This is a genomic window from Desulfocurvus thunnarius, assembly GCF_055390965.1.
In genome coordinates this window covers 766,593-790,989 of record NZ_AP042411.1, presented here as the reverse complement: position 1 = coordinate 790,989, position 24,397 = coordinate 766,593, and the positions used below count along the sequence as shown (strand labels likewise).

The 24,397-nt window shown below is 67.7% G+C and carries 8 protein-coding genes; 4 read left to right on the top strand and 4 right to left on the bottom strand.

From position 1 onward, the window contains the following. Positions 1 to 7 precede the first annotated feature (7 nt). The 4 genes from ACZ5KV_RS03510 to ACZ5KV_RS03495 all read left to right on the top strand — a co-directional run bounded on the left by ACZ5KV_RS03510 (position 8) and on the right by ACZ5KV_RS03495 (position 5,157). On the top strand, positions 8 to 1,246 hold the full coding sequence (locus ACZ5KV_RS03510; RefSeq protein ID WP_464240959.1) for an ABC transporter permease: 1,239 nt from the start codon (positions 8 to 10) through the stop codon (positions 1,244 to 1,246). Further along, positions 1,243 to 2,595, top strand: coding sequence for an ABC transporter permease (locus ACZ5KV_RS03505; protein WP_464240958.1), 1,353 nt, complete (start codon positions 1,243 to 1,245; stop codon positions 2,593 to 2,595). Before ACZ5KV_RS03510 ends, ACZ5KV_RS03505 begins: the two co-directional genes overlap by 4 nt. 158 nt (positions 2,596 to 2,753) lie before the next feature. Then, on the top strand, positions 2,754 to 3,764 hold the full coding sequence (locus tag ACZ5KV_RS03500; RefSeq protein ID WP_464240957.1) for a helix-turn-helix transcriptional regulator: 1,011 nt from the start codon (positions 2,754 to 2,756) through the stop codon (positions 3,762 to 3,764). 463 nt (positions 3,765 to 4,227) lie between these two features. Continuing rightward, entirely contained in the window at positions 4,228 to 5,157 is a 930-nt protein-coding gene (locus tag ACZ5KV_RS03495; RefSeq protein ID WP_464240956.1) for a hypothetical protein, read from the top strand. Between the two features lie 130 nt (positions 5,158 to 5,287). Here ACZ5KV_RS03495 and ACZ5KV_RS03490 read toward each other — a convergent pair whose 3' ends face one another. The 4 genes from ACZ5KV_RS03490 to ACZ5KV_RS03475 are packed head-to-tail and all read right to left on the bottom strand — an operon-like array spanning position 5,288 to position 24,397. Further along, positions 5,288 to 8,638 (bottom strand): non-ribosomal peptide synthetase, encoded by a 3,351-nt coding sequence (locus ACZ5KV_RS03490; protein ID WP_464240955.1) that lies wholly within the window; start codon positions 8,636 to 8,638, stop codon positions 5,288 to 5,290. A 12-nt stretch (positions 8,639 to 8,650) separates the two neighbouring features. After that, a complete protein-coding gene (locus ACZ5KV_RS03485; protein WP_464240954.1) occupies positions 8,651 to 11,401 on the bottom strand; it encodes a beta-ketoacyl synthase N-terminal-like domain-containing protein in 2,751 nt (916 codons plus the stop codon). Positions 11,402 to 11,441: 40 nt separating this feature from the next. Beyond that, entirely contained in the window at positions 11,442 to 17,642 is a 6,201-nt protein-coding gene (locus ACZ5KV_RS03480; RefSeq protein ID WP_464240953.1) for an AMP-binding protein, read from the bottom strand. A gap of 2 nt (positions 17,643 to 17,644) precedes the next feature. After that, positions 17,645 to 24,397 (bottom strand): amino acid adenylation domain-containing protein, encoded by a 6,753-nt coding sequence (locus ACZ5KV_RS03475; protein ID WP_464240952.1) that lies wholly within the window; start codon positions 24,395 to 24,397, stop codon positions 17,645 to 17,647.

Sequence of the window (24,397 nt, the reverse complement as noted above, 5' to 3'; positions counted from 1 at the left end):
GGATGGGATGCGTCCTGTCCTGGCATACCGCTCGCTGCAACTGGCCGCGATCTCCCTGTGGCGGTTCCGGCTGCGGAGTCTGCTCATCGTTTTTGCCGTGGCCCTTGCCGTCACGGCCCTGACCATCATCGTCGCCACCATGGAAGGCGCGGAACGCAAGGCCGGGGAACTGGCCGTCAAGTTCGGCCCCACGGCGGTCAATGTGCTGGGGGCCGACTACGAAGGGCAGAGCCTGGGACGGTCCGCCATGACGTTGACCTGGAGCGACGTGCGGGCCCTGGAAGACCGGCTGCCCGATGTGGAGCGCGTCTCGCCCTATCTGTACCGGGTGGGCGTCATCGTGCAGGGCAACGGGAAGACGCATGTGGCGGATTCCCTGAGCGGTAGCGGCGCGGACCACTGGCTGCATTGGTCCTGGCCGTTGCAAAAGGGATTGGACTTCACCGCCGACGATGTCCGGTATTCGCGCCGGGTTTGTTTTCTTGGCGAAATCACCGCCCGGGAACTGTTCGGGGACCAGGACCCCATCGGCGAAACCGTGCTGCTGGACTCCATTCCGTTTACGGTCAAGGGCGTACATGCCCCCCTCGGCCTGGCCTCCGACGGGGTGGAGATCGACGACCGGGCGACCGTGCCCATCACCACCATGGCCGGATGCTTCAATATTTCGCACGAGCATCTTTACCAGTTCCGGGTGACGTTTCCCTCCGCCACTCCCGAGTCGGCCATGCCGACGCATATGGCCGCAGTGCGCGGCGTATTGCGGGAGGCTCACGGCCTCGGCGAAACGCAGGAGGACGATTTCCTGCTTTTCACGGCTGGCGACGTGCTGCAATTTCTTTCCCTCCTCAAGAGCGGCGTGGTGCTGTTTCTCGGAACGGCGGTGCTGGCCTCCGTCCTGATCAGCGGGTTCGTTCTTGCCAACCTGTTTCATCTTTCCGTGGCCGAGCGGCAGGAGGAGATCGGTTTGAAGAAGGCCCTCGGCGCGAACCGGTTCTGCATTCTGCTGCAAATCATGCTCGAATCCCTGCTGCTTTGCGTCCTGGGCGCCGCGCTGGGTCTCGCGGTCGGGCTCGTTGTCAGCCACACCCTGGAGCGTTTCGGCTTTTTGAACATCGCCCTTTCCCCGGAGTTGTTCCTGTGGGCCTTTGCCGGAGCGTGTGGAATCGGCTTTTTCTTCGCTCTGCGCCCTGCGCGGATCGCGGCGGCCATGCCTGCCGTCCAGGCGCTGCGGAGGGGAGCATGAGGACGCCGCCCCGGCGGCGGAAGGAGGGCAAGGCCCCGCCCCAGCCGTCAGGGACGGCCGGGTTCCGCTTCGGCCTGCGCGCCGCGCTGCGCATTCTCGCCGTCCAGCCGCTGCGAACGCTGTTCGCCGCGTTGGGCGTCTTCCTGGGGGCTCTGCTTCTGACCGGCATCACGCACGTTTTGGGCGCCATATCCCTGCAAATCGAGGCGCAGGCGCGCAGCCTGGGCTCGCACATCGCCACGGTTTCGGCGGAGCGCCCTTCGTTCAGCCGCCGGGCGGACGTTCGGGGCGCGACCGGAGCCGATGTGGATTCCGGCGATGGCTCCGGCTCGACGGAGCAGGACGGACGCTACGTTCCCCTCACGGCTGCGGCGACGCTGACGCCGCAGGACCTCGAAGCGGCCATGGCCGAGATCCCCCGCTTCACGGCGGGTGTTCCCTTCGTGGTCTCCAGCGGATGGATTTCCCATGGCGGCAAGGGCAGCGGCGGCTCCATCATGGGCGTGACGCCGGAATATGCGGGCCTGCACAGGATTGCCCCGGCCCAGGGTCGCTTTTTCCGCGCGGAGGACGAACGGCGGGCCGCTTTGGTCTGCGTCCTTGGCGATGCGCTCGCCCGGCGCCTTTTCGACGATCCGGCGGCCGCCGTGGGCGCCTACGTGCGGATACATCGCAGTGCCGTGCTCGTGGTGGGCGTCATGGGCCCGCGAGGGGCCGACAGCAGCGGCGCAAACATGGACGAGGTCCTCTTCGTTCCGGTCCGCGCGGCCATGGAGCGCTTTGCGTCGCAGACGCACGTCACGGGGTTTTTCCTGGAGATGCAGAGCCGGGAGGCGATCTCCGCCCTGGGCCGTTCGCTGGAGGGGCTTTTGCGGCAGCGGCACCGCCTTGCGCCCGCCGAGGGCAACGACTTCAGCGTGAACTTTGCCGGACAGGTCGACGAGATGGTCACGGGCGCCCTGGACCTTATGACCACGCTGGGCTTCGTCGGGGCGGGCATTTCCTTTTTCGTGGGGTCGCTTGGCATCTTCTCCATCATGATCCTCCAGGTGCACTCCCGGCAGACCGAGATCGGCATACGACGGGCGGTGGGGGCGCCGCGGCGGCTCATCATGCAGCAATTCCTTTTCGAGGCGGGGCTCATGGCCGGGGCGGGGGGCGTGCTTGGCGTTGGGGTGGCCCTGGGCCTTCTGGAGGCGGTGGCCGCGTGGGGGCTTCTCCCGCGCTACCTGAATATCCCCCTTGCCGCCGCAATCTGTCTGCTGTCCATGACCTGCGGGGTGCTGGCCGGAGGGTACCCCGCGTGGAAGGCGGCCAGGGTGGAGGTGTTGGCCGCGTTGCGGGAATGACTTTGGCCGCGCTCTGCCTCCTGTCAAGCCAGGCCGATACTGGCTAGTGATAACTTGCTGCAATGTAAGATGATCGCATCTTGACTTCGTCGGGCATGGTTGATAATAAAAATCATTATCAGACCAACCCGTCGGAAACAATCCTTTGCGAGGTTTGCATGCAGGGTTCTACGGCATCCAGAAAACAAGACGTGTTCTCGGCGTTGCCCCGGTTCTCCTTGCCCTATCCATCGCAGACGAACTTCGGCCCTTTCGGGTCGGGCCGGGAGGACCCGGCCGGGGAGGGGCTCTTTTTCAGTCCTCTGCCGGGGTTCCACTTCAGCGCTTGCGGGCCGTTGCGCCGGGATGTTCCGTTCCGCAAGGAGCTGCTTTGCGATGTGCCGGTCATCGTCGCCATTCTCTTTCTGGACGGTGAGTGCCGCTATGCGGTCAAAGGCAAGGGCGGGGCTTTGTTCGAGATGCAGCGGAACATGTTTCTCGTGGGCAAATGGGCCGCGCAGGAGGTCGAAATCGGCATTCCTGCCCAGGACGGATACAGCCACGTCGGCTTCATGGTCCAGGACGCGGCCCTTGAGGAATATTTCGGCCGGGGCATGAGCGCGGAGGTGCGGGGCAGCCTGCGCGCGGCCCTGGATCAGGGGGCGGCGGGCACGGGCACCGTCGCGGGGATAGCACGGCCCGATGTGCTTGTGACGGCACGGCAGATACTGCACATGCAGCAGCATGGCGATCGTGAGTTCCTGCGTTGCCGCTGTTCCGTCCTCGATTTGTTTGCGAAATTGTTTCACAGCCTCGCGGGGATGGAAAGTCGCCCGGTGGTCTTTTTGCAGGAACAGGACAGACTGCGCATGGCCGCGCTCAAGGCAACCATTGAGAATGACTTCAGGACAATTTCCTCCGCAACGGATATATGCGGGGGAATAGATATGAGCTTTTCAAAGGCGAACAAGGTGTTCAAGGCAATCTATTCGACGACGATAGCCCAGTATATCCATCAATGCAAAATGCTGTATTCCTATTCGGCATTGCTGCAACGGGATCTCAATGTCAGCGAAAGCGCTTTCGCAGTCGGCTACTCCAACATCAGCTACTTCATTTCGACCTTCAAGAAGCACTTCGGCATGACGCCCAAGGCCGTCTCGCGGCTGAAGGGAAAGGGCGCTCCCTGACGGCAGCCCCTTTCCCCGGTTTCAGGGCACGCCCCTCTTCTTTGCGCCCGCCGTGCGAATGCCGCCCGGCGGGCGCTTCGGGCCGGACGCTGTCCGGAAAACTGAATCCGGGTAAATATGTATCGAATCCAGGGCATCGCCTGACCTCCCTCTCGGGTATGACTGTCCAATCAGGCAAGGATGCGGGCGTTGCCCGGCCCCCTTTGTCTGGCGGACGGCGGTTGACCTGTGTTTTCGACCAGCCCCGGAGGCGCGCAAGCGCGTTCCCGTGACAGCGGGACGCCGGCGGGAGCGGACCCGGACAGCGCGGGACCGGCGCGATGCGTGCGCTGGCGGCCTGGCCGCCCCGGACGGGGTCGCGTCGCAAACCAGGGCGTGTTGTCCACTCATGGGGTGCGCCGTCCCGGCATGCGCTGATGCCTGCCCAGGGCGCCTGCCCCGCAAAATTCGAGGACAGACCCCTATGACTCAGGAAAGAACCCCGCACTGCTACTACGTTGACCACTCGTTCCATTCCGCCAGGGAGATAGGCGGCATCTATTCGAAACTATCCGGCATGTATTCTCCTGAAGAGCTGGGTGGATGCATCGTGCTGGCGACCTGTCAGCGCATCGAGGCGTATACCTTGTTCGAAGGCAACCCCTTCGCCGGGCTGGGGCTGCCGTTCAGGCATCTCGCCGGGCTGGAGGCTGTGCGCAAGCGGATCGTCGCCATCGGTGCGGGCGTGGAATCCCAGATTCTGGGCGAGAGGAACGTGTATCACCAGGTCCGGAACGCCTTCCGGGATGCGGACGACGGCAATGCGCTGAAGGGGCTCTTCACCGAGGCGCTTCAGGGGGCGCAGGCCATCCGCAGGGCGCGGGGATTCTATGCCGACATGAACTACGAGGACATCTCGCTCGCCATCCTCCAGGACGTTCTGGGTCGCACCGGGGTGGACGCCGTCGGGCTCGTCATCGTCGGCAGCGGAATGCTGGCCAGGAACTTCCTGGAAAAGGACATCCTCTCCGTCTATAACGGTGTGAAATTTCTTACGCGATCGCCCCGGAACCTGAAGAAGAAATTCGATAAGGAATTGAAGATGAGCGTGATGCGGTGCAGTGATTTCCGCGCCAACGAGAGCGAGGAATACCACTGCATCATTGCGACGAACGGCATCGACGTGGGGGGCTATTCCGAGGATGTGAGGCAGGTTCTGCTCTCCGATTCCTGCAAAGCCGTCTTCGATTTGTCCGCCGCGCCGCTGTTTCGCGACGAGCTGAATGCGAAATTCTACGTCGATACGTATTCGAATATATATTATGACTACGTCGATAGGTATAACAGCACGAAGATCGCAGAATCGCAGCGCATCCGCAACGAGATCATGAACGGAGTCCCCGCACTGGTGTGACCGGACTCCGCCGACAGACGGGGCCCCCGCTTCTTCTCGGAAGAAGCGGGGGCCCCGTCTTGTTGGCCGCATACGGTGCGGGTGCTACGGGTCGGCGGGACGCCTCCTCCTCCCCGGGTTCCCGGGGGGGTCAGCGCGCCCCGGCGGATGCGCGGCCCTGGGGAGCCGTGGCCTCCATCTCCCGGGTCCTGGTGTCGGCAAGCGCGAGTTCCACCTTCCGGTACACTTCCCCGGCCAGGCCTTCTATGGTCGGTGTCAGGAATATCTGGGCCAGGGAAAGGCGGATTCCCAGCCGTTTTTCCACGCGGGCGAACGCCTGTACCGCTTTGAGGGAATCGCCCCCCAGCTCAAAGAAACTGCTGCGCACCCCAGGAATCTCCATCGGCAGTACCTCGCGCCAGAGTTCGAGCAGGAACGCTTCGACGGGGTTCCGGGGCGGCCTCTGGGCGTCGTCCTGACGCACCAGGGCATTGCCCGCAAGCTCCCGGAGCGCCTTGCGGTCCACCTTGCCGTTCGGGGTCACGGGGAACGCTTCGAGAAACACCCAGCGGCGCGGGCGCATGGCGGCGGGCAGCACTTCGTTGCTCCACTGGCGCAGCCTGTGCTCCAGGTCGTCGCCCGCATGCGTCGCGGGCGTGACGAACGCCGTCAGGACGGCGGAGGCATCCTTTCCCGGGCCTTTGCCGCCATTGGCCGCGACGACCACCCGCCGCACTTCGTCATGCCGGGCGATGGCCTGCTCGACTTCGCCGGGGTCGAGCCGGTAGCCGTTGATATTCAACTGGAAGTCCTTGCGGCCCAGGATTTCGATCATCCCGTCGGGCCGGTAGCGCCCCAGGTCGCCGGTGCGGTAGATCCTTTCCCCGGTGACGGGGTGCGTGGCGAAGGCCCGGGCGTTCTCCGCTTCGTCCAGGCTGGCCCTGCGGCACAGGGGCATGCCGCCGCAGAACATCTCCCCCGGCGTCCAGTCGGGAGCGTCGGCCAGCTCCTCGCCCAGGATATGGTAGCTGGCATTGCTGATGGGGCGACCGTAAGGCAGGCTTTCCCACCCGGGCGGCAGCGTTTCGACCTCGTTGATGATGTTCCAGACCGTTGTTTCGGTCGGGCCGCCGATGGTGTGGAGGGTCGCCTGGGGAGCGGCTTTTTTCAGGCGCTCCACGATGCCCGGATCGACCCAGTCCCCACCCAGGACGACGGTCCGCAGGGCGGGGAGTTTTTCGGCGTGTGCCAGCAGTTGCTCCATGTACACCGGGACGCTGTTCCAGAACGTGACGTTGTGCTGCCTGGCCAGGGCCGCCCAGTGGTCGGAGGCGAGCGTGTCGGCCCCCGACGGCAGGACGAGGTGCGCGCCCGCGCTCAGGGCGCCGAAGATATCGTAGACGGACAGGTCGTGATGCAGGGCCGTGGCGCCGAAGACGACATCGCGGGGCCCGAGGCGGAACCGCGCGTTGCTGTATTGCACGAGGTTCAGGAGCGCATCGTGACCGACGGTCACGCCTTTGGGGGTTCCGGTGGAACCCGAGGTGAAGATGAGATAGGCGGGCGCATCCGGGCCGGGGCCGGGCGCCGTTTCTTCTCCTCCGGCCAGGCCGTCGCCCGTGTCTCCGGCCAGCAGTTCGGACAGGAGGGCGACCGGAGTTGACCCGGGCAGCGCCTGCCGCAAGGCCTCCGTGCCGATGATCAGGCAGGGGCGGGCCGCGGCGAGTATGGCCTCCATGCGTGCCCCGGGCAGCGTGGGGTCCACGGGCACATAGGCCAGCCCGGCGGCCACGACGCCCATTACGGCGGCCGGTTGCTCCCAGCCGCGCTCAAGGACTACGGCCACGCAGGCAGGGCCATCGGCTGCGGGGGAACCCTGGGCCGCATAGGGCGCGATGGCCCCGGCCAGCCGCAGGATCATGGCATGCAGGTCACCGTAGGACAGGGTTGTCGCTCCACTCGTCAGGGCCGGGCGCTCCGGCTGCCGTTGCGCCGTGGCGGAGAAGAGGCGGAAGACGTTCCCGCCGATCAGCGCCATGGGGACGTTGTTCTGCGCCTGCCGCAGCTCGGATTGCCGACGCGGGATGCGGACCGGATGCCTCTCGGTCCAACAATTTTCGTCGGCCAGGGCGGTCAGCGCCCGGACGTATTCCGCAAACATGGCCTCGATCATGCCTTCGGGGAAGACGTGTTCCTGGGCGTCCCAACTGATGCACAATTCTCCATGGAGTACGAAATACTGACAATCCAGCCAGACCTGGGGCGTGGCGCCCTTGCAGGCGACAATGTCCCCGAACACCGCGAAAGCCTTTTCCAAAGCATCGCGGGCGCTCCGGCGGTCGGGCATGGCCGTGAAGACGATGGGCATGGCCTGCATTTCCGGTTGGCCGGTCTGGATGATCCTTTCCCGCAGCACCCGGAGGCCGGAAACCGTCGCGTGTTCCAGGTCTTCCCACATCCGCTCCTGGAGTTGTCGGGTGCGCTCCAGGAAAGTGCTTTCCGGGTCGTGGCGGCATTCGAGCAGCGTGAACGAGGCAAACTCGCCGATCATGTCGTTGATGTCGGGGTGCCAGTCCAGTTGTCTGTTGAAGCGCGGGAAGTTGAGCGTCAGGTTCCGTTGTCCGCTCCACAGGGCAAGAACGTCGCTGTAGGCGGAGGCCATGAACGACGTGAGGGAGACGCCCTGCCGGGCGCAGGCGCTCAGGATGCGGGTGGTTTCCCGCTGGGGGATGCGCTGCTCCCGGGTGGTGAAGACGCTGCCGCCGCCCGGGGCGGCGGGGGCGCCGCCGGGCCGCATGGGCAAGGCTGGCGGCGGGGGCAGGGTTTTGAGGCGCTGTTTCCAGTACTCGAGGTCCCGGGCGAATGTGTCGCTCTGCTCCTCCTGCCATACGGCGTGCATGTAGTCGCAAAACCGCAATTCCAGGGGCCGCAGCCGGATTTGCGGGTTCTCGTACAGGGCGGCGAGTTCCTCGAAGAATATCTGCGAACTGCGTCCGTCGAAGCACCACATGTCGAGCTTGCAGTGCAGGATGCCGCCGCCTTCGGGGCCGGTGACGGTGAAGCGGAATTCGTGCTGCGGCCAGACGCCGAGATCGCTTGTGGCGCACCATATGGCATCGACAATGGCATCAAGGCGGCGTGCCTTGTCGGCGCCGGCCAGGCCCGCGATGTCTTCGACCAGGACGCTCATGGGCGGCGGATTGCGCAGCACCTGCTGCGTGCCGTCGGGCAGGACGACGACGCGCAGCATGTCGTGTCGTGCCACGAGCGCGTTGAGCGCGGCGTTGAAGCGCGCTGCGTCGAAGTGCGGCATCGCGAAGCTGATGTAATACTGGATGGCGGTGCCCCCTCCGGCGATTTCGCTGTTGCGGCCTATCCAGTAGGCCTGCTGCATGTCGTTCAGGGGGAAGGGGGCGTAGCGCCGGTCCGGGTCGGGAGTGACCTTGGGTCCGGCACTTTGCCGTCCGGCCATGGCGGCAACCCGCCTGTTGAGTGCGGACATGTCTGTATTCATTCAATAGACCTCGTTACAGCAGGTGCATGCATCAATCCGCTCCGCGTCGTCTTCGTTTGCCAGTTGCGCAAGCCGGGCGAGAACGGCGTTGATGGTCCTGAGCTGCATGAGTTCGCGCAGCTCGATGGTCAGCCCGGTCAGTTTTTCCATCCCCGCGACGATGGCGATGGCGGACAGGGAGGTTCCGCCCCGGGCGAAGAAGTCGTCATCCGGGGCCATGTCGTCGATGCCCAGGGCGGCGTTCCATATGTCGCTCATGCGCTGTTCCAGGGAAACGTCGCCGTGCGCGGCGGCTGCGGGCTCCGGTTCGCCGGGGCGGTTCGGCCCTGCCCCGGAGGCGTCCGCCCCGGCCGCACCCTCACCGGGCGCGCGCAGCATGTCGCAGAAGCTGCGGCTCCCTTCGGGCCAGTAGCGGTTTCGCTCGAAGGGATACAGGGGGAGTTGCCTCAGGCGCCGGTTCCGCCCGGGGCTGAAGGGCGCCCCGGCCCGGAACAGGGCCGCCAGCGCCCGGGCAAAGGCGTTCGGGGGCGGGCCGTCCGTCTGTCGCTCTGCGGCGGAGGCCGCACTGCCGGAGAGGGTCAGCGGTATCCAGACGTATGCTCCCGCTCCATCCGCCGGGGCAGCGGCTGGCACAGGCGGCCGGGGCGAGCCCAGCGCAAGGAGGAACCTCGCGCCGCCACGCAGGCATTGATCGATGTGCTGTTGGCCGGCGGCACCGCCCTGCGGTTCCGCCACCAGTTTTGCGTCCGGCAGTTGCCAGCCTGCGGGGGAGGCGTCGGGCGCCTGCCCCGGGGGCGGCGTGCGCCCGGCCAGCCGCCCCAGGCATTCATCCAGAGGCAGAGCGCCGCAGAGCGTGCCTGCGGCCAGTGCGCCCACGCCCCGGCCCGCCACCATGTGGAGGCGGACACCGGATGCGACCAGCAGGTGTGCGAGGGCGCAGGCCATGGTGAAGCCGAGGAGCTTTTCTTCCCGGCTCCCGGGAAGGACCTCCCGGGTGCCGAGGAGCATTTCCACCAGATCCGGCCCCTGGCTCGCCTCGCACCGGTCGGCGCAGGCGATGAAGGCGCGCCGGAACGCCTCCGCCTCCTGGAAGAGCGTCCGGCACAGGCTGAAATCGTATTCGCCCTCGTCCAGGAGCAGGGCGGTTTTGCCCTCCCGGGCCTCGTCGGAGGCCCGGCCGCCGTCGACGCCGGTTTGCAGGCGGCGCACGGCTTCCGCAGCCGTACCCGCCGCGACGGAGACCCGCCACGGCATGTGGGCCCGGCCCGCGAGCAGGCTCGCGGCGGCGTGGCCCAGGGGCACGTCGCGTCTTTGCTGGAGAAAAGCGGCCCAACTGGCGCAAAGCTCCTTCAGCGCCTTTTCGGAGCGGGCGCTCAGGCAGAGCGGCAGCGTGCCGCCCAGGGGGTCCGGCAGCGGCGCCGGGCCGGGGGGAGCCTCGAAGCCTTCGACGATCATGTGGCAATTGGTGCCGCCGAGGCCGAAGGAACTCACTCCGGCGACTTTCGGACGGCCTTCCGGCCATGCGCGCGATTCGGTGCAGATGCGAAACGCGCTGCCCTCCATGCCCAACTCCGGGTTGGGCATGGCGTAGTTGATCTGGGGGGGGATGGTGCCCCGCCCGAGCATGAGCAGTACTTTTTGCAGGCCGACCATGCCCGCGCAGGCCCCGAGGTGCCCCAGGTTGGCCTTGATGGAGCCGAGCAGACACGGCTGCTCCCGGGGGCTCTGCCCGAAGACGCTTTGCAGCGCCTTGAATTCGATGGGGTCTCCGAGCTGGGTCCCCGTGCCGTGGCCTTCGACGTAGGCGACATCGCCGCTTTCCAGCCCGGCCGAGGCCAGGGCCTGCGTCAGCAGTGCCCGCTGCCCCGCGACGCTGGGCGCCGAGTATCCGGCCCGCAGGGCGCCGTCGTTGTTGATCGCGTACCCTCGGATGATTCCGAGGATGGAGTTGCCGTCCTTCCGGGCGTCGCGCAGCCTTTTCAGGACGACGGCGCCCACTCCCTCGCCGGTGATGGTGCCTCTTGCGGCGGCGTCGTAGGGGCGGCAGTGGCCGTCGGCGGAGAGGATGCTGCCCGTTTCGGCCAGGTAGCCCCAGTCCCTGGGGCTGAAAACGGCGCCTGCGATGGCCAGGGCCGTGTCGCAACTGTAGTCGAGCAGGTTCTGACAGGCGGTGGCCACGAGCACCAGGCCGGTGGAGCATGCGCTCTGCACGGTGAGGCTGGGCCCGGTCAGGCCGAGCTTGTAGGAAATCCAGGTTGAGAGGTAGTCCTGCCCGTTGAACAGTGAGGCCGTGAGAGCCTGCATCCCGGTCTGGATGCTGTATTCCGGGCCCATGGTGCAAAGCAGGTAGTCGCTGCGATGCCCGCCCGCAAAGACGCCCGTCAGCCCCTGGGCGCCGCCCGGCACGATGTTGGCATTCTCAAAGGCATGCCACGCAACTTGCAGCATCAGCCGCAACTGCGGGTCCATGAGCCGGGCCTCCGCCGGGGTGAAGCCGAAGAAACCGGCGTCGAACCGGTCCACCCCGGTCATCATGGCCGTGGCCGGAACGAACATGGGATGCGCGAGCATGGAGGCCGGGCACCCGTTTGCCCGCAGGGTCTGCCTGTCCAGAAAGCGGACCGCTTCGTATCCGTCGAGGAGGTTGGTCCACAAATCGTCCAGCGTGGAGGCGTTGCAGAACGTGCCCGCCATGCCGACGACCGCTATGGCCTGTTCGTAATCGGCACCGTCATACTTGCTTTTGTTCATGTTCCGTCCTGGTCTGTGTGTTGTGGGCGGAGGCGGCCTGTCAGCGCCGTGCCCTGCGGGCCTCGCGTTGCCGCTGCGCCCTGGACGACGCGGATGCCCCGGCGGCCAGGGCCTGGGCCGGGGCGTCGGAATCGTCGCGGACGGCCTTGGCCATCTCGCGGGCGCTCGGATAATTGAAGATGCCCACGCTCCCCAGGTCCACCCCGAATTCGTCCAAAACCTGCTTGCGCAGGCGGGGCACCAACACGGAGGTGCCCCCCAGCTCGAAGAAGCTGGCGCAGGGATCGACGTGGGCGAGGCGCAGCACGTCGGCCCAGATGGCGCGCATGCGCGTTTCGGTGCGGCTGGGGGGCATTGCGGTGTCCGCCTGCCCGCTGTCTTCCGGCAGCAGGCGCCCGTGCTCGTCGAACTGCGGGTTGACCAGCTCGTGCACCCGGACGGGCACCTGGCGCCCCAGGCGCTGGCGCAGGAAGGGCCGCAGGGCGTCGGCGCGGGCGTCGCGGGGAATGTACGCGGCCAGGGTCTTGAGCGGGTGGACCTTGTGTCCGGGCAACCGCATGTACCGGCGTATCTGCGGCGCCCCGGTGTCGACTCCCGCCATGAGCGTCCCCGGCCCGGCATTGGCCGACTGGTGCAGCATGGCCATCAGGCTCATCGCGCCCTGGCCTGCGTCGATGGTCAGGAAGCCCCGTTCCGCCATGAGTCGTGCGATGAGGTCGTCCTGTCGGGAGGCGTTCTTCCAGCGCGACCACATGAAGCAATGCCAACAGTCGGCCATGGCGGGCGCCTGCGCGCGGTGGTTGTGTACGCAGGCCTCCGCGAGGGCGCATGCGGGAGCGTAGAGGGCCGAATCCGCACCGCCCCAGAAGGACAGCACGCTTGAGAAGACCATGCGCGGCCCTTTGCCGCCACCGGCGCTGAAGGCGTGTTCGAGCGTTTCCAGATGCACCTGGCGCAGGTGGAGCCCTTCCACGAGGTTCTGTGCGTCTGCGTCCTGGAACCCGCGTTCGGCGGTGTCGGCCGCAAGGTGGAGCAGGCCCGCCGGGGTGACGGGCCGCCCGTGGGCGACCTCGAAGTGCCCGGCCGCCGCCGTCATGGCCTCCCGGATGGATTGCGCGTCATCCAGGGCGGCCTGGGCGTAGAACGTCCTGTTCTCCCAGCCTGGAATGGCGGCGCAGCGTTCTTCGAGGAACGCGGCGCCCTCGCTCCGGGGTTTGCGCCCGAGCACAAGGAAATTGCCGTTGGTGGCGAGCAGCAGTTGCGGCAACAGCTCCCGGCCGAGTTGGCCCGTGACGCCGGTGCAGAGGCAATAGTGGGCGCTGCCGAACGTTTCGGCCCATTCCAGGCTTGCGCCCGGGGCGGGCGGCTCCATGGGCAGCAGCACCGGCACCATGCGTTCGCCGCCATGCCATGCCGTCAGAGGCTCCGGGCCGCCGAGGGCCAGCTCAAGGGCAACGGCCCGCGCATCTTTGTCCGGAGTCGTACCGGAAAGGTCCACAAGGCGGACGATGCCGCCCGCCTGCCGCCCCAGGCTGGCCGTCAGGCCTGCGGCGGCGGCGGCCCATGGTCCCCGGGCGGCGCTTTCCTCCACGGCCTGGCCCCCTGCGGTGACGACCAGCAGGTCGCAGACCTCGCCCTGCCGTTTCGCCAGGTCGGCCGCGAGGGCATACAGGGGGGCAAACGAGCGTTGTCGCCATGCGGCATGCTCCTGTTCGGCCGTTTGCGGGGGTTCCCTGTCCAGCAGGTAGACCACGGTCGGCGCCTGCGAGGTGCCGTCTTCCGCCCGGAGGATTTCGCCCGGGGGCTCCGCGGGGGCATGGCGGGCGTGCGCCCCGAGGGCGGTCAGCCGACGGGCGAGGGCCTCGGCAAGGTTCGTGTCCGGTCCGGTCAGGACGATGCGGCGCCGGGCCAGGGTGCGCGCCAGAACGTCCGGGCCGACGCCTCGCAACGTGGATTTTGCCCAGACTTTGCGCGCGAACCAGCGCGGCAGGGTCCGGCTGTTGCCGAGAAGCATGTCGGCTTCGAGCACGTGGGTATCGAATTCTCCGGCGAGAAACCGCTTCAGGATGTTGGTGCGCTGGATCTTCCCCAAAAGCGCCTTGGGTACGTCGCTTTGCTCCACCAGCAGCACCCGGGCGGGAACGACGCCGAAATGTGCGGCCAGGGCGGCGGTTACCCTGCGGATGAGGGCCGCCCGGTCGTCCGGGGCGGACAGCCGCGTATGGGCGAAGACCAGGATGTCGTCGTCGCCCGTTTTCTCGTTCCGGCAGCCGATGACCACCGAGAAGGTGGGCTCCACTCCCTCGATGCCGTCCACGAAGCCTTCGATGTCGAACTGCGCGATATTCTGGCCCTTGATGACGACCTGCTCTTTTTCACGGCCGCAGAAGACGACCTTGCCGTTGCGGAGCATGGCCAGGTCGCCGGTGATGAACCAGCCGTCCTGCGTGAAGCTTTCGGCGTTGGCCTTGAGGTTGTTGTAGTACCCCGCGAGCACGGAGGGGCCTTTGACCTGGAAGGAACCGATGTCGCCTGCGGGCACCGGCGTCCCGTTTTTGTCCGCCACCCGGAAGGCGCTGCCCGCCATGGGGCGACCCGCGTCGATGATGCCCATGTGGGCTTCGTGGGACTGCCCGTCCCAGGGGTCGCTCATGGTCAGCAGCGATGAGGTTTCGGACATGCCCCAACTGTGCAGGAGCACCCGGGGCGGCATGCCGCAGGGCCGCAGGGCTTCCTCCAGGTTCCGGAACGTGGCCTCCCGGGTGTTTTCTGCTGCGGAGATGATGTGGCGCAGGCAGGAGAGATCCCAGCGCTGCGGGGCGTGTTTGTCGCCCTTCAGGGACTCGTAGAGCTGGCGCCAGGTGAAGTCCGGCGCCCAGGTGTGGCTGACGCGGAACTTGTGGATGATGTCGAGTATCCGCGTCGGTTCGGCAAGGATGTACTGGAAGGAACAGTAGACCTGCCGCGCGCCGCAGACCGTGGAATAGATGCTGTTGCAGAACAGGGACGCCACGTGGTCGAGGGCGGTCATGGAAAGGGAGGTCTCGTTTTCTATGCTCCCGATGGTCTGCATCTTGGCGTAGATCATGGCAAAGACGTTGGCGGCGGTGAGGGGCACCGCCTTCGGGGCGCCGGTGCTGCCCGAGGTGAACGCCGTATAGACCGGGGTGTCTTCGGTCGTGGCGTGGTAGGCTGGTTCGCCGCCCAGTTGCGCGCCCTGTTCCAGCAGGTCCGCGAAGTGGTGGATGGTGGCGGATTGCAGCGGCATGGGCTCGTCGTGCGTGGTGATGACGGCCGGTTCGCCGAGGATTGCGTGCATGTGGCCGAGCCGGGTGTGGATGGACTCCGGGCTCTGGCCCGCAACGGGCGGTATGAGCCCGGCCATACAGATGCCTCCGAGCAGGCAGGCCCAGGCCAGGGCGTAGAGTTCCTGCTCCCTGCCGCAGTAGATGATGACCCGGTCGCCGGGCTTCAGGCCCCGGTGCTGCATGGCCCGCAGCAGGTGCCGGGCGCGTTGCAGAAATTCTTCTCCGCTGAAGTGCGTCTCGTTGCCGTCGATGTCGATGAACACCAGCGCCCGTTGCCGGAAGCGCTCCATGTGGCTGCGGAAGGAGATGTCCACGTCGAGGTGCAGCGGCGGGCCGCAGGCGATCGACGGGCCTGCGGCGTCCCGGCCCTTCGTGGTCGTGGCCAGTTCGAGGGGGGTGTACTTGCCCGCGAAGGTCAGGTGCTCCGTTTTCGGAATCACCCGGCTGTGGTGTATTCTCTCCGGCGCGGCCGGGGGCGCCTCCAGGCGCAGGGCCACGGGAATCTGGTGCCCGGCGCGGAATCGCTCTTCCAGGTCGGCCAGCGGCTCGGGCGCCAGGAGGGGCATGTGCTCAAGGGCCTGTCGGTCCACTCCGCCCGCCGCGGTGAGCGGCGCGGCCGAGAGGGCTACCCGGTAGTCCGGCCAGTGGGCGGGGAGGCGGGCGTCGAGGTCCGCGAGCCTGCCTGCGGCGGGTTTGAGCCGGGCCCCGGGGGCGATCCAGGCCGTGAGCCGGTCCTCCCCGGTGTTGGGGGCGGGGGCGAGGCTCAGGGCGGCGCAGCTTTCGCCGGAGGCCTGCGACCATCGGGCCGCGAGGGTCTCGAGGTCCAGGGCATGGCCGTCATGCCAGACATGCGCCGCCGTCGGGCTGGGCAGGGGAATGCGCAGGGCCCCCGGCGCGACGAACTGGACCTGAAGCCCCGCGCCGAGGTCGAGCTGTTCCCCGGGGGCCGCGGTGCAGGCCAGAGGATCCACGGCGCAGGTGAGGAAGCGCGCGTCTGCGCGCAACTCCCGGCAGGTGTCGAAATCGGCGAGGGCAAAGGCGGAGCCGCCTGCGGGGAGTTCGAGCAGAAGCAGCCCGCGGGGGCACCACGAGGCCATTTCGCGCAGCACAAGGGCGGAGGGCAGGTGGTTGACGACGCAGATGCGCAGGCCGCTGGCGGCCCCGTTCCGCATCAGGGGGGCGAGGCGCGACGGATGCCCGCTGGTGACCAGCAGCGTTTTGCCTTGTTGCGCAGGAAGGTCCGCCGTGGCGAGGCTGACGATGCCCGCCCCGGCTTCGGCCGCCGCCTGGCGTATCCGCTCCAGCACCGGGGCCGCCTCCGTTTCGGGGAAGACCACCGTCACGTCCGGGCCGAGGCCCAGGGCCCGGGCCAGGCTCCATGGTTCTTCCGGGTGCCCTGCGGTCGCGCCTCCGGGGGGCGTCAGATCCAGAGTGGCGGGGCTGCTGTGCCGCTGCTCGAACATGGTGGCGCAGATGCGCGAAAAGAGCGCACCCAGGCGTTTTGCTGTGGCCTTTTCAAACAGGGTCGCGTCGAAACCGATCATGAGCTTCATCCGGTCCTTGCAGTCGGCCACGATGAAGGACAGGTCGTAGTCCAGTCCGTCCACATGGTCGAAGCGGTGCCGGACGGGCAGGTCGGCAGCCAGGCCCAGAAAGGAGAAGAAAACCTGGGCGAGGGGCAGCCAGTCCTGGCTGCGCTGGCCGTGCAGAGCCCTGAGCACCTCGGTATAGGGCGTTGTCTGGTGATCCAGCGCCTCGGCCAGGTGCCCGCGCGTCCGGCGCAGGGCTTCGGCCAGGGATGCGTCCGTGTCGAGGGGGATGTTCAGGGCCACTTCGTTGGCAAAGCAGCCGACCACGGCTTCCGGCTCGGGCAGGAACTGGCGGTTGGCCATGGGCGTGACCACGGGAATCTCCCGGACCGCACCGAAACGGTAGAGCAGGACGCGCATGGCGGTGTGCAGGAAGACGAAGGGGCTGATGCCTTCGTTCCGCAGGGCGGTGCGTAGCGCCTCGCCGAAGGGGAGCGTGAGCATGACGAAATCGAAGGCTGCTTCCTTGCGGTCGATGGCGCGGGTGAAATCGGTCGGCAGGCCGTGGACGGGCGGCAGGCCCTGCAACTGGCGCCGCCAATAGCGGATGTCGGCTTCGGACGATGCGCCGCCCGGGCCGCCGCCTTCGAGGCGGCGCAGCGACTCGCCGTATTGCGGAGGGCGGACCTCCGGCAGGGGGGTGCCACTTGCGAGGCTTTCCAGGAACACAACGATATCCTTGAGGATCACTTCCAGCGATGCGCCATCGCCCGCGAGATGGGCGATGGCGAGGATGACGGTGCTCCCCGCCTCTGGGCTGTTCACCAACCCCGCCCGTAGCGGGGTATCGCGTTCTGGGTCGTAGGGCGCGGCAAGGGTTCGCGCCAGCAGGTCGCGCACGGCCCGGGCGTGCCCGGCGCCTTCGGCGGCGCGGGTTTCCAGGCGGACGGACGCCCGGGGATGGACGGTGTGGCGCAGCACACCGGAGGCGTCCGGGGTGAAGGTCGCCCGGAGCATGTCGTGGCGGGTCACGGTCCAGTCGAGGGCCTGTTGCAGCGTTTGCGGTTCCAGGCGGGCCTCGAAGTCGAACGCCTCGGCAATGGTGGGCATGGCCTTGCCCGGGCCGTCGTCGGAGTGCGACGCCCAGAAAGGCAACTGGTAAGGCGACAGCGGCATGGGCGCGCGGGGTGTGCCCCGAGGCGTGTCGGCCTCTTCGGCGGCGGGCTCCCGCTCCGTGGCTCCCGCCGCAACAAGGGGCAGCAGGTCGGCCTTGGCGGCTTTCAGCGCGTCGCGCAGTTGCGGGTCCATGCCGCCTTCGGGGGCCGTGACGATCAGTTTTCCCGCATCGGCGGCCAGGATGATGTTCCTGTCTTTGCACGCCTTGAGGAGTTGCAGCAGGGTCATGGTTACAGCACCTCCATTGTTTCGGTGATGTCCGACGTCTGCTGGCCGCTGTGCGCCGCGAGCAGGTCCACGAGTTCGCAGAGGTCCGCGAAAACGGGCGTATCGAAAATATCCTTGGCCCGCAGGGGCGCGTGGAAGCGCTCGCGGATGGCGGCGATGAGTCGTATCGCCAGCAGCGAATGCCCGCCGCAGGCGAAGAAATCGCTTTGCCGGTGGGGGATGGGGTGGCCGAGGAGTCTGCGCCAGAGAGCCGCCATGGCTTCCTCGGTGGCTGTTTGCGGCGCGGCCTCCGGAGCTGTCGGCGCTTGCGCCTGTTGGAGAATGGTTTTCCGGAGAGCGATGAAATCGACCTTGCCGCTGGCCGTGCGGGGCAGGGCGGGCACTTCGAGGAGCAGGGACGGCATCATGGCTCCGCTGAGGCTGCGCCTGAAGTCGCGGCGCAGCGTATCGGTGGGTATGGCCCCGGGCTCGCGCAGAACGACACAGGCCGCCAGGGTCATGTCCGACCCGTCGCCGAGGGAGAAGGCTGCGGCCTGGGCGATCTGGGGGTGCCGGAGCATGCTCTGCTCGATGTCGCCGGGCTCCACCCGCTGGCCCCGGATCTTGATTTGCCTGTCGCGGCGCCCGAAGCCCAGCAGCTCCCCGTTTTCAGTCCACATGCCGAGATCGCCGGGGGCAAAGAACCGCACCCCGTCGTGCTCGAAAAAGCCGGACGTTTCGGGGTCGAGGTAGCCGGGCGAGACCGAGGGCCCGGCAATGGCGATTTCGCCGGGCATCCCATGGGGCAGCGGCGTGCGCGCGGGGCTCATGATTTCTATGCGCATGTTCGCCATGGGCCCGCCCAGGGGCACCACGCGGCGGTCGTGCTCCCCGCCGGGGGGCGCCACCGCGCAGCGGACGACATCGGCCGCCACCTCCGTGGAGCCGTAGTAGTTGTGGAGCGTGCAACGGGGCAGCAGCCGGGAAAACGCGCCGACAACCCCGGCGGGCAGGCGCTCGCCGGAAGACATGATGTGCCGCAGGGCGCCGAGGCGCCCGCCGCGCGCCCGCAGCACGTCGAGCAGCCCCTGCATGAGCGAGACCACGAGCATGGCCCGGGTTATTTTCCAATGGCCCAGGTGCTCCGCCAGGGCCTCCACGTCGGCCTCCTCGCCCTCCGGCAGGATGTAGACGGGAACCTTTTTCAGCAGCGGCTGAAAGATTTCACAGAACGCATCGATGAACCCGGTGAGGGCCTTGGAGATGCAGGCCTCGCCTTCGGCATAGGGCAGGGCGTGCCAGTCGCCCTCCAGGCGGTTGATCCAGTTGGCGTGACTGAGGCGAACGCCCTTGGGCCTGCCCTGTGAGCCGGAGGTGAAGAACAGGCAGAGGTCCGCGTCCGCTCCGGGGGAGACGATCCGGCCCGAGGCCCGCAATGCCGCCAGTGCATCGGGCGCAGGCGGCGAAACGGTGCCGAGGTCCAGCGCGCGCCTGCCCTGAAGGGCCGGGTGTCGGAGCGCTTCGGCCGTGTGGCAGACCAGGACGGCCTCGCTGGCGTCGAGGATGTCCCTGGCGCGTTCGGCGGCCAGGGTCAGGGGCAGGAGCGTGAAGACCGCCCCGCACTGCTGCGCGGCGAGCATGGCCGCCACGAGCCGGATGCTTCGCGGCATGAGCAGGGCGATCCGCTGGCCCGGGGCGACGCCCTGGTCGAGCAGGGCGGCGGTCATGCCGTCGGCCAGCCGCCGAAGCTCCGCCAGCGTGCAGGCGGCTGTTGCCCGTGGTCCGTCCGGGGTGGATTCGGTTTCGATGAGGGCCGTGAAGTCGGGCGCTTCGCGTTCCACGGCATAGAAATATTCCAGCAGGTTTTCCCTGGCCGGGCAGATGGGCTGCGGCCTGGACCATTCCCGGCGGAGGCGCGCGTCGCGGTCGGCCATGGGCGAGAGGGCGGCCAGCGGCAGGGCCGGATCGTCGGCGGCCTGGGCCAGCATGTGGATGAAGCGGTGCATGAAGTCGCGCACCGGAGCGCGGCGCAGCTTCGCGGGGTTGTAGAGCATCATGATCCGCGTCCCGGCCGAATCCACGGAGACGGAGGCTTCGAGGTCGATGCTTGTGCGGTATTGGCGCATGCCCAGAGGGCGCAGCTCCATGCCCCCGGCGGCAACGGGGTGCGCCGGGGTGTTGTCGTAGGCCAGGGCCATGCCGAACAGCGGCAGTTCGTCGCCCAGCCGGGCGGGAGCGACGGCCCGGACGAGATCCTCGAAGGGCAGCAGGGAGATGTCGATGGATTCGGAAAGCTGCCGCATGGTGTCGCGGGCGGCGTCGACCAGCGTCCGGCCTCTGTCGAAGCGCAGGACCAGCGGAGCCGGGGCGGTCATGGAGCCGAGAGCCTGTTCCAGGCCGGGCAGGGCCCTGACGGCCACATAGGTGCCGAACTGGGCCGTGTCGGAACGGTTGTAGTCCGCAACGAGAAGGCCGAACACGGTACACATGACGGCAAAGGGCGTGCTTGCGTTGCGCTCGCTCAGTTCCGCGATGCGCTCGACGACGTGCTGCGGGATGTATTCCTCCACGAAGCATTCGTCCGCGTCGTCCGTCGGGGCGGTATCGTTGAGCGAGACGGCATCGATGATGACCGAGGGGGTTCCGTCGGCGGGGATGCGCCGGGCGGCGTGTGGCAGCAGCGCCCCGGCGGCCTCGGCAAAGGCCTGGGTGTTTTCCCAGAGGGCGAGATCCGCCTGCTGGATCGGCGGCGGTGGCGGCGTGTCGCCGTCCAGGGCGGCGGCCAGGTCCTGCAACAGCGGGGTCAGCGACCATCCGTCCATGACCATGTGATGGAAGCCGATAAGCAGATGGCCGTGGGTCGGGCCTTCCAGAACCAGCGCCAGGCGCAGCAGGGGGCCGTCTTCCAGGTCGTAGGGACGCAGGGTGAATTCCTTGCCGAACGAATGCACGGCCTGCCGGGGGGGAGGATGACCGGAGCACTCCAGAACCTCGATCCCGATGCGCCGCTCCGGGATGATGCGCTGTACGACGTGGCGCATGTCGGCATTGTTCGCGTCGGGAACTTCCTGGAAGTTGGTCCGCAATATTTCGTGCCGCGCGACGACGGCATTGCAGGCGGTTTCGATCCGCCCGGGGTCGAGAGCATCTCCATTCGCGGTGCCGATGGCGAGGTCGAGGCACAGGTTGAAGCATTTGTTGCGCTGCCGCCGCTCTTCGTAGAACATCCGCTGCTGCACGCGCGTGGCGGGCACCAGGGGCAGGCGCCTGGGCACGGGCGCCACCGGAGGCCACGAGACGGCCGCCGCCCCTGCCGGAGTGGCTGGCCGGGCGAGGCCCGCCCCATCCCGTTCACCGCCGTCGTCCAGGCATGGTGCGGCGTCGATGGCGGCGGCAAGGTCCCCGATGGTCGGGTGCGAGAAAATGCTGGCCACGCTCAGGCCGGAATACTTCCCGGCCATGACCTGGTTGTAGAGCCGCACCGCCGCGATGGAATTTCCGCCGACCTCGAAGAAATTCTGGTCCCGGCCCGGCTTTTCCAGGCCGAGCAGTTCCTCCCATGCCCGGGCCAGGCGTCGTTCGGTGGGGGTGGTCGGCTGGGCCTCCGATGCGGTTTTTTCCTGGCGCGGCGGCGGCCAGGCCGCGATGCTCCGGCGGTCGATCTTGTTGTTCTGAGTCAGCGGGAAGGCCTCGGCCAGACCGATGGCCGAGGGCAGCATGTATTTCGGGACGTGCCGTTTCAGGAACGCCCGCAGTTCCCGTGGCGGGCATTGCCTGCCCGGTTTCAGCGTGACCCAGAGCAGGAGCCCGCCTCCGGAGCCCGGACGGCTGCCCGTCACGGCCACGGCCTGGGTGACCGAGGGGTGCAGGCCCATGGCGGTTTCGATCTCGCCCAGCTCGATCCGGTAGCCGTTGATGTTCACCTGGTTGTCGCGCCTGCCGATGAACTCGATGTACCCGTCCTCGTGCAGCCTGCCGAGATCCCCGGTCCGGAACATGCGGATGTTCCTGACGGGGTGGGTGAAGAAGGCTTTCTCCGTTTTTTCCGCGTCGTTCAGATAGCCCTGCGTCAGCCCCGTGCCGCTGCAATACATTTCGCCCACGACCATGGCCGGGCAGTCTTCCAGTCTGGCGTCCAGGAGGTGGTAGGCCGTGTTGCGGATGGGATAGCCGTAGGGGATGCTCCGCCAGCGCGGGTCGAACCGTTCCACCGGGTAGAGCAGGTTCCATACGGAAATTTCGGTGGGCCCGCCGACGGAGACGACGGTGGCGTTCGGGGCGATTTTTTTCAATCGGTTGGGGGTGTCCAGGGGAATCCAGTCCCCGCCGAGGCAGGCGTAGCGCAGGGTGGGCAGTTCCCGGCGGGAGGCCGGGGTGCTCTCCAGGTAGTCCAGCAGCATGGTCATGGTGGCCGGGACGGTGTTCCACAGGGTCACGCCCCGCTCACGGATGCGCTCCAGCCAGTGCCCCGGGTCCTTCAGTCTGTCCGGCGAGGGGAAAACCAGCGTGACGCCGAGCAGGGCCGCGCTCATCATGTCGAACAGGGCCATGTCGTGATAGGCGGGGCTGAGGGTCAGCAGGGCGTCCCGGGGGCCGAGGCCGAAGCGTTTGGCGGCGTCGTGGGCCATGTTGAGCAGGCCCGCCAGGGGCATCATCACGCCCTTGGGCACCCCGGTGGAGCCGGAGGTGTAGATGATGCAATACAGCGGCGTGTCGTGCCGCCGGGGCGGGTTTCCCGGCAGTGGGGGCGCCTGGGGCGCGTCCATGTCGATGACCGGGCAGGGCAGGTCGCAAAGGCGCTGGCGGGTGGCTGCGTCCGTCAGCAGGACGGCGGCCCGGCTGTCGGCGAGGATGGTCGCGATCCGCGCCTGGGGGGACTCGTGGTCGAGGGGGACGATGACGCCGCCGAAAGCATGGATGGCCATGGCGGCGAGGAACTGCCTTCTGCCCTTGGGCAGGGCGAAGGCCACGGCGCGGCCCTGGCCCAGGGCCCGGAGACGGTCCGCCCAGAGCGTCACCTCCTCCAGCACCTCTGCCCAGTTCATGGCTCCTTGGTCGTCGGCGAGGGCCACGTCCTGGGGGCGGTTGCGCGCATGCTGGCGGAGCATCCGCCACGGCGTCTGGTCGGGCAGGGCTTCCCGGGGTCCGGTCAGCACCTTGCGCAGGGCGTCCTCCCCCGCGGGCAGGGGGATTTCCGCGCGGCTCCAGGTCGTTTCCCGGTCCAGCTCGGCAATGAGCGCGCAATAGGCCTCGAACATGCGCCCGGGGACGCCCGCGGCGAACACCCCGTCGATGCTGTCCCAGGAGACGTACAACTCGTCGCGGATTTCGGAAAACTGGCTATCGAGCCAGACCTGGGGCGTTTGCGTCACCATGTGCCGCACGGTGCCGATCCGCTCCAGCGCCCCGATCCAGGACAGGCTGCCGCGCGCCCCGGCGGCGCCCGGCCCGGAGGCGGCGCGGGCGCTGTGCTCCGGCTCGCTGGTGAAGACGTAGGGCGCCAGAACCGCGGGCGGGGAAGCCAGGGACTGCCGCCATTCACGCAGAACGCGCACGCCCGAGACATGGGCATAGTCGAGGTCGGCCCACATCCGCCGCTGTATCGTGCGGGCCAGCTCCTCGAACGGAAGGCGGGCGCTGTTGTCCACCTCCAGCAGGGAGAAACTGGCGAACTCGCCGACGATGTCGTCGATGTCCTCGTGCAGCGGCAGGCGGTTGTATCTGGGGATGTTCAGGGTGAAGCGCTTTGTTTCCGACCATCTGGAAATGACGCTCGCATAGCATGCCAGCAGCACGCTGGGCGTGGTCAGGCCTTTTTGGCGAATCAGGGCGCGGATGCGTTGCCACTGCTCCCGGGGGAAGCGATGGGCGCGCCGGGTGAAGTGGCCGGTCCGTGCTTCGGATTGCGGCCTGACCGGCAGCGCGGGGGCCATGGGCAGTGTCCTGATCCGCTCCCGCCAGTAGGTCAGGGCCCTGTCGTAGGCCGGGCTTTGATGCAGCTTCTGGAGTGCGACGAGGTAGTCGCGGAAGCCCGGCTCAGGCAGCGGCGCGGGAGCCTGCCCCAGGTAGAGGTCCGCCAGGTGGTCCAGGATGATTTGCAGGCTCCTGAGGTCGAGGCACCACATGTCGATGCTGGCCATGAGGACGCTTTGGGGCGGGGCGTCCCCGTCCTGGGGCAGGTGGAAGACCTTCATGCGGAACTGCGGCCAGTGGAACAGGTCGTAGCGCGCGTGGGATATGTCCTGCCGTGCCTGCTCCAGGGCTGCCTCGGCGCCTTGCCGGTCGCCGGGGGCGAGGTGTTCCTCCTCGATGCGCACCGGCGGCGTTTCCGCCAAAACCTTCTGGCGCCCCTCGGGCAGGAGGACCGCCCGGAGCATGGCGTGGCTGCGAACCACCGCGTTCCAGGCGGCCTCGAAGCGGGGCGCGTCGAAGTTCTCGAACAGCAGCTCGAAAAAGGTGTGAATCCCGACACCGCCCGATTCAAGCTTGTCGCTTCTCCCCAGCCAATAGGCCTCCTGGTTCTCGGTCAGCGGGAAGGGCTCGTGGGCGTGCTCCGGGTCGGGCACGATCCGGGGCAGACTCCCGCCCCGGGTCATGGACCGCAGCAGGGCCAGGAGCCTGCCCTTGTTCTGGCGGATGTACGTGCCCATGGTTTCGGTCAGCGCGCCGGGCGCGGCGTCGCAGACCAGGGTGTCGTCTTCGGCGCGCAGGGAGATGCCCTGCTCCTGAAGGTCCAGCAAAAAGGAGAGATCTTCCTGGAGGGCTGTCTGGGGCAT

Coding starts and splice junctions, on each gene's coding strand:
- ACZ5KV_RS03495 (WP_464240956.1), top strand. CDS start 4,228: ATGACTCAGGAAAGAACCCCGCACTGCTACTACGTTGACCACTCGTTC.
- ACZ5KV_RS03480 (WP_464240953.1), bottom strand. CDS start 17,642: ATGACCCTGCTGCAACTCCTCAAGGCGTGCAAAGACAGGAACATCATC.
- ACZ5KV_RS03485 (WP_464240954.1), bottom strand. CDS start 11,401: ATGAACAAAAGCAAGTATGACGGTGCCGATTACGAACAGGCCATAGCG.
- ACZ5KV_RS03505 (WP_464240958.1), top strand. CDS start 1,243: ATGAGGACGCCGCCCCGGCGGCGGAAGGAGGGCAAGGCCCCGCCCCAG.
- ACZ5KV_RS03490 (WP_464240955.1), bottom strand. CDS start 8,638: ATGTCCGCACTCAACAGGCGGGTTGCCGCCATGGCCGGACGGCAAAGT.
- ACZ5KV_RS03500 (WP_464240957.1), top strand. CDS start 2,754: ATGCAGGGTTCTACGGCATCCAGAAAACAAGACGTGTTCTCGGCGTTG.
- ACZ5KV_RS03510 (WP_464240959.1), top strand. CDS start 8: ATGCGTCCTGTCCTGGCATACCGCTCGCTGCAACTGGCCGCGATCTCC.
- ACZ5KV_RS03475 (WP_464240952.1), bottom strand. CDS start 24,397: ATGCCCCAGACAGCCCTCCAGGAAGATCTCTCCTTTTTGCTGGACCTT.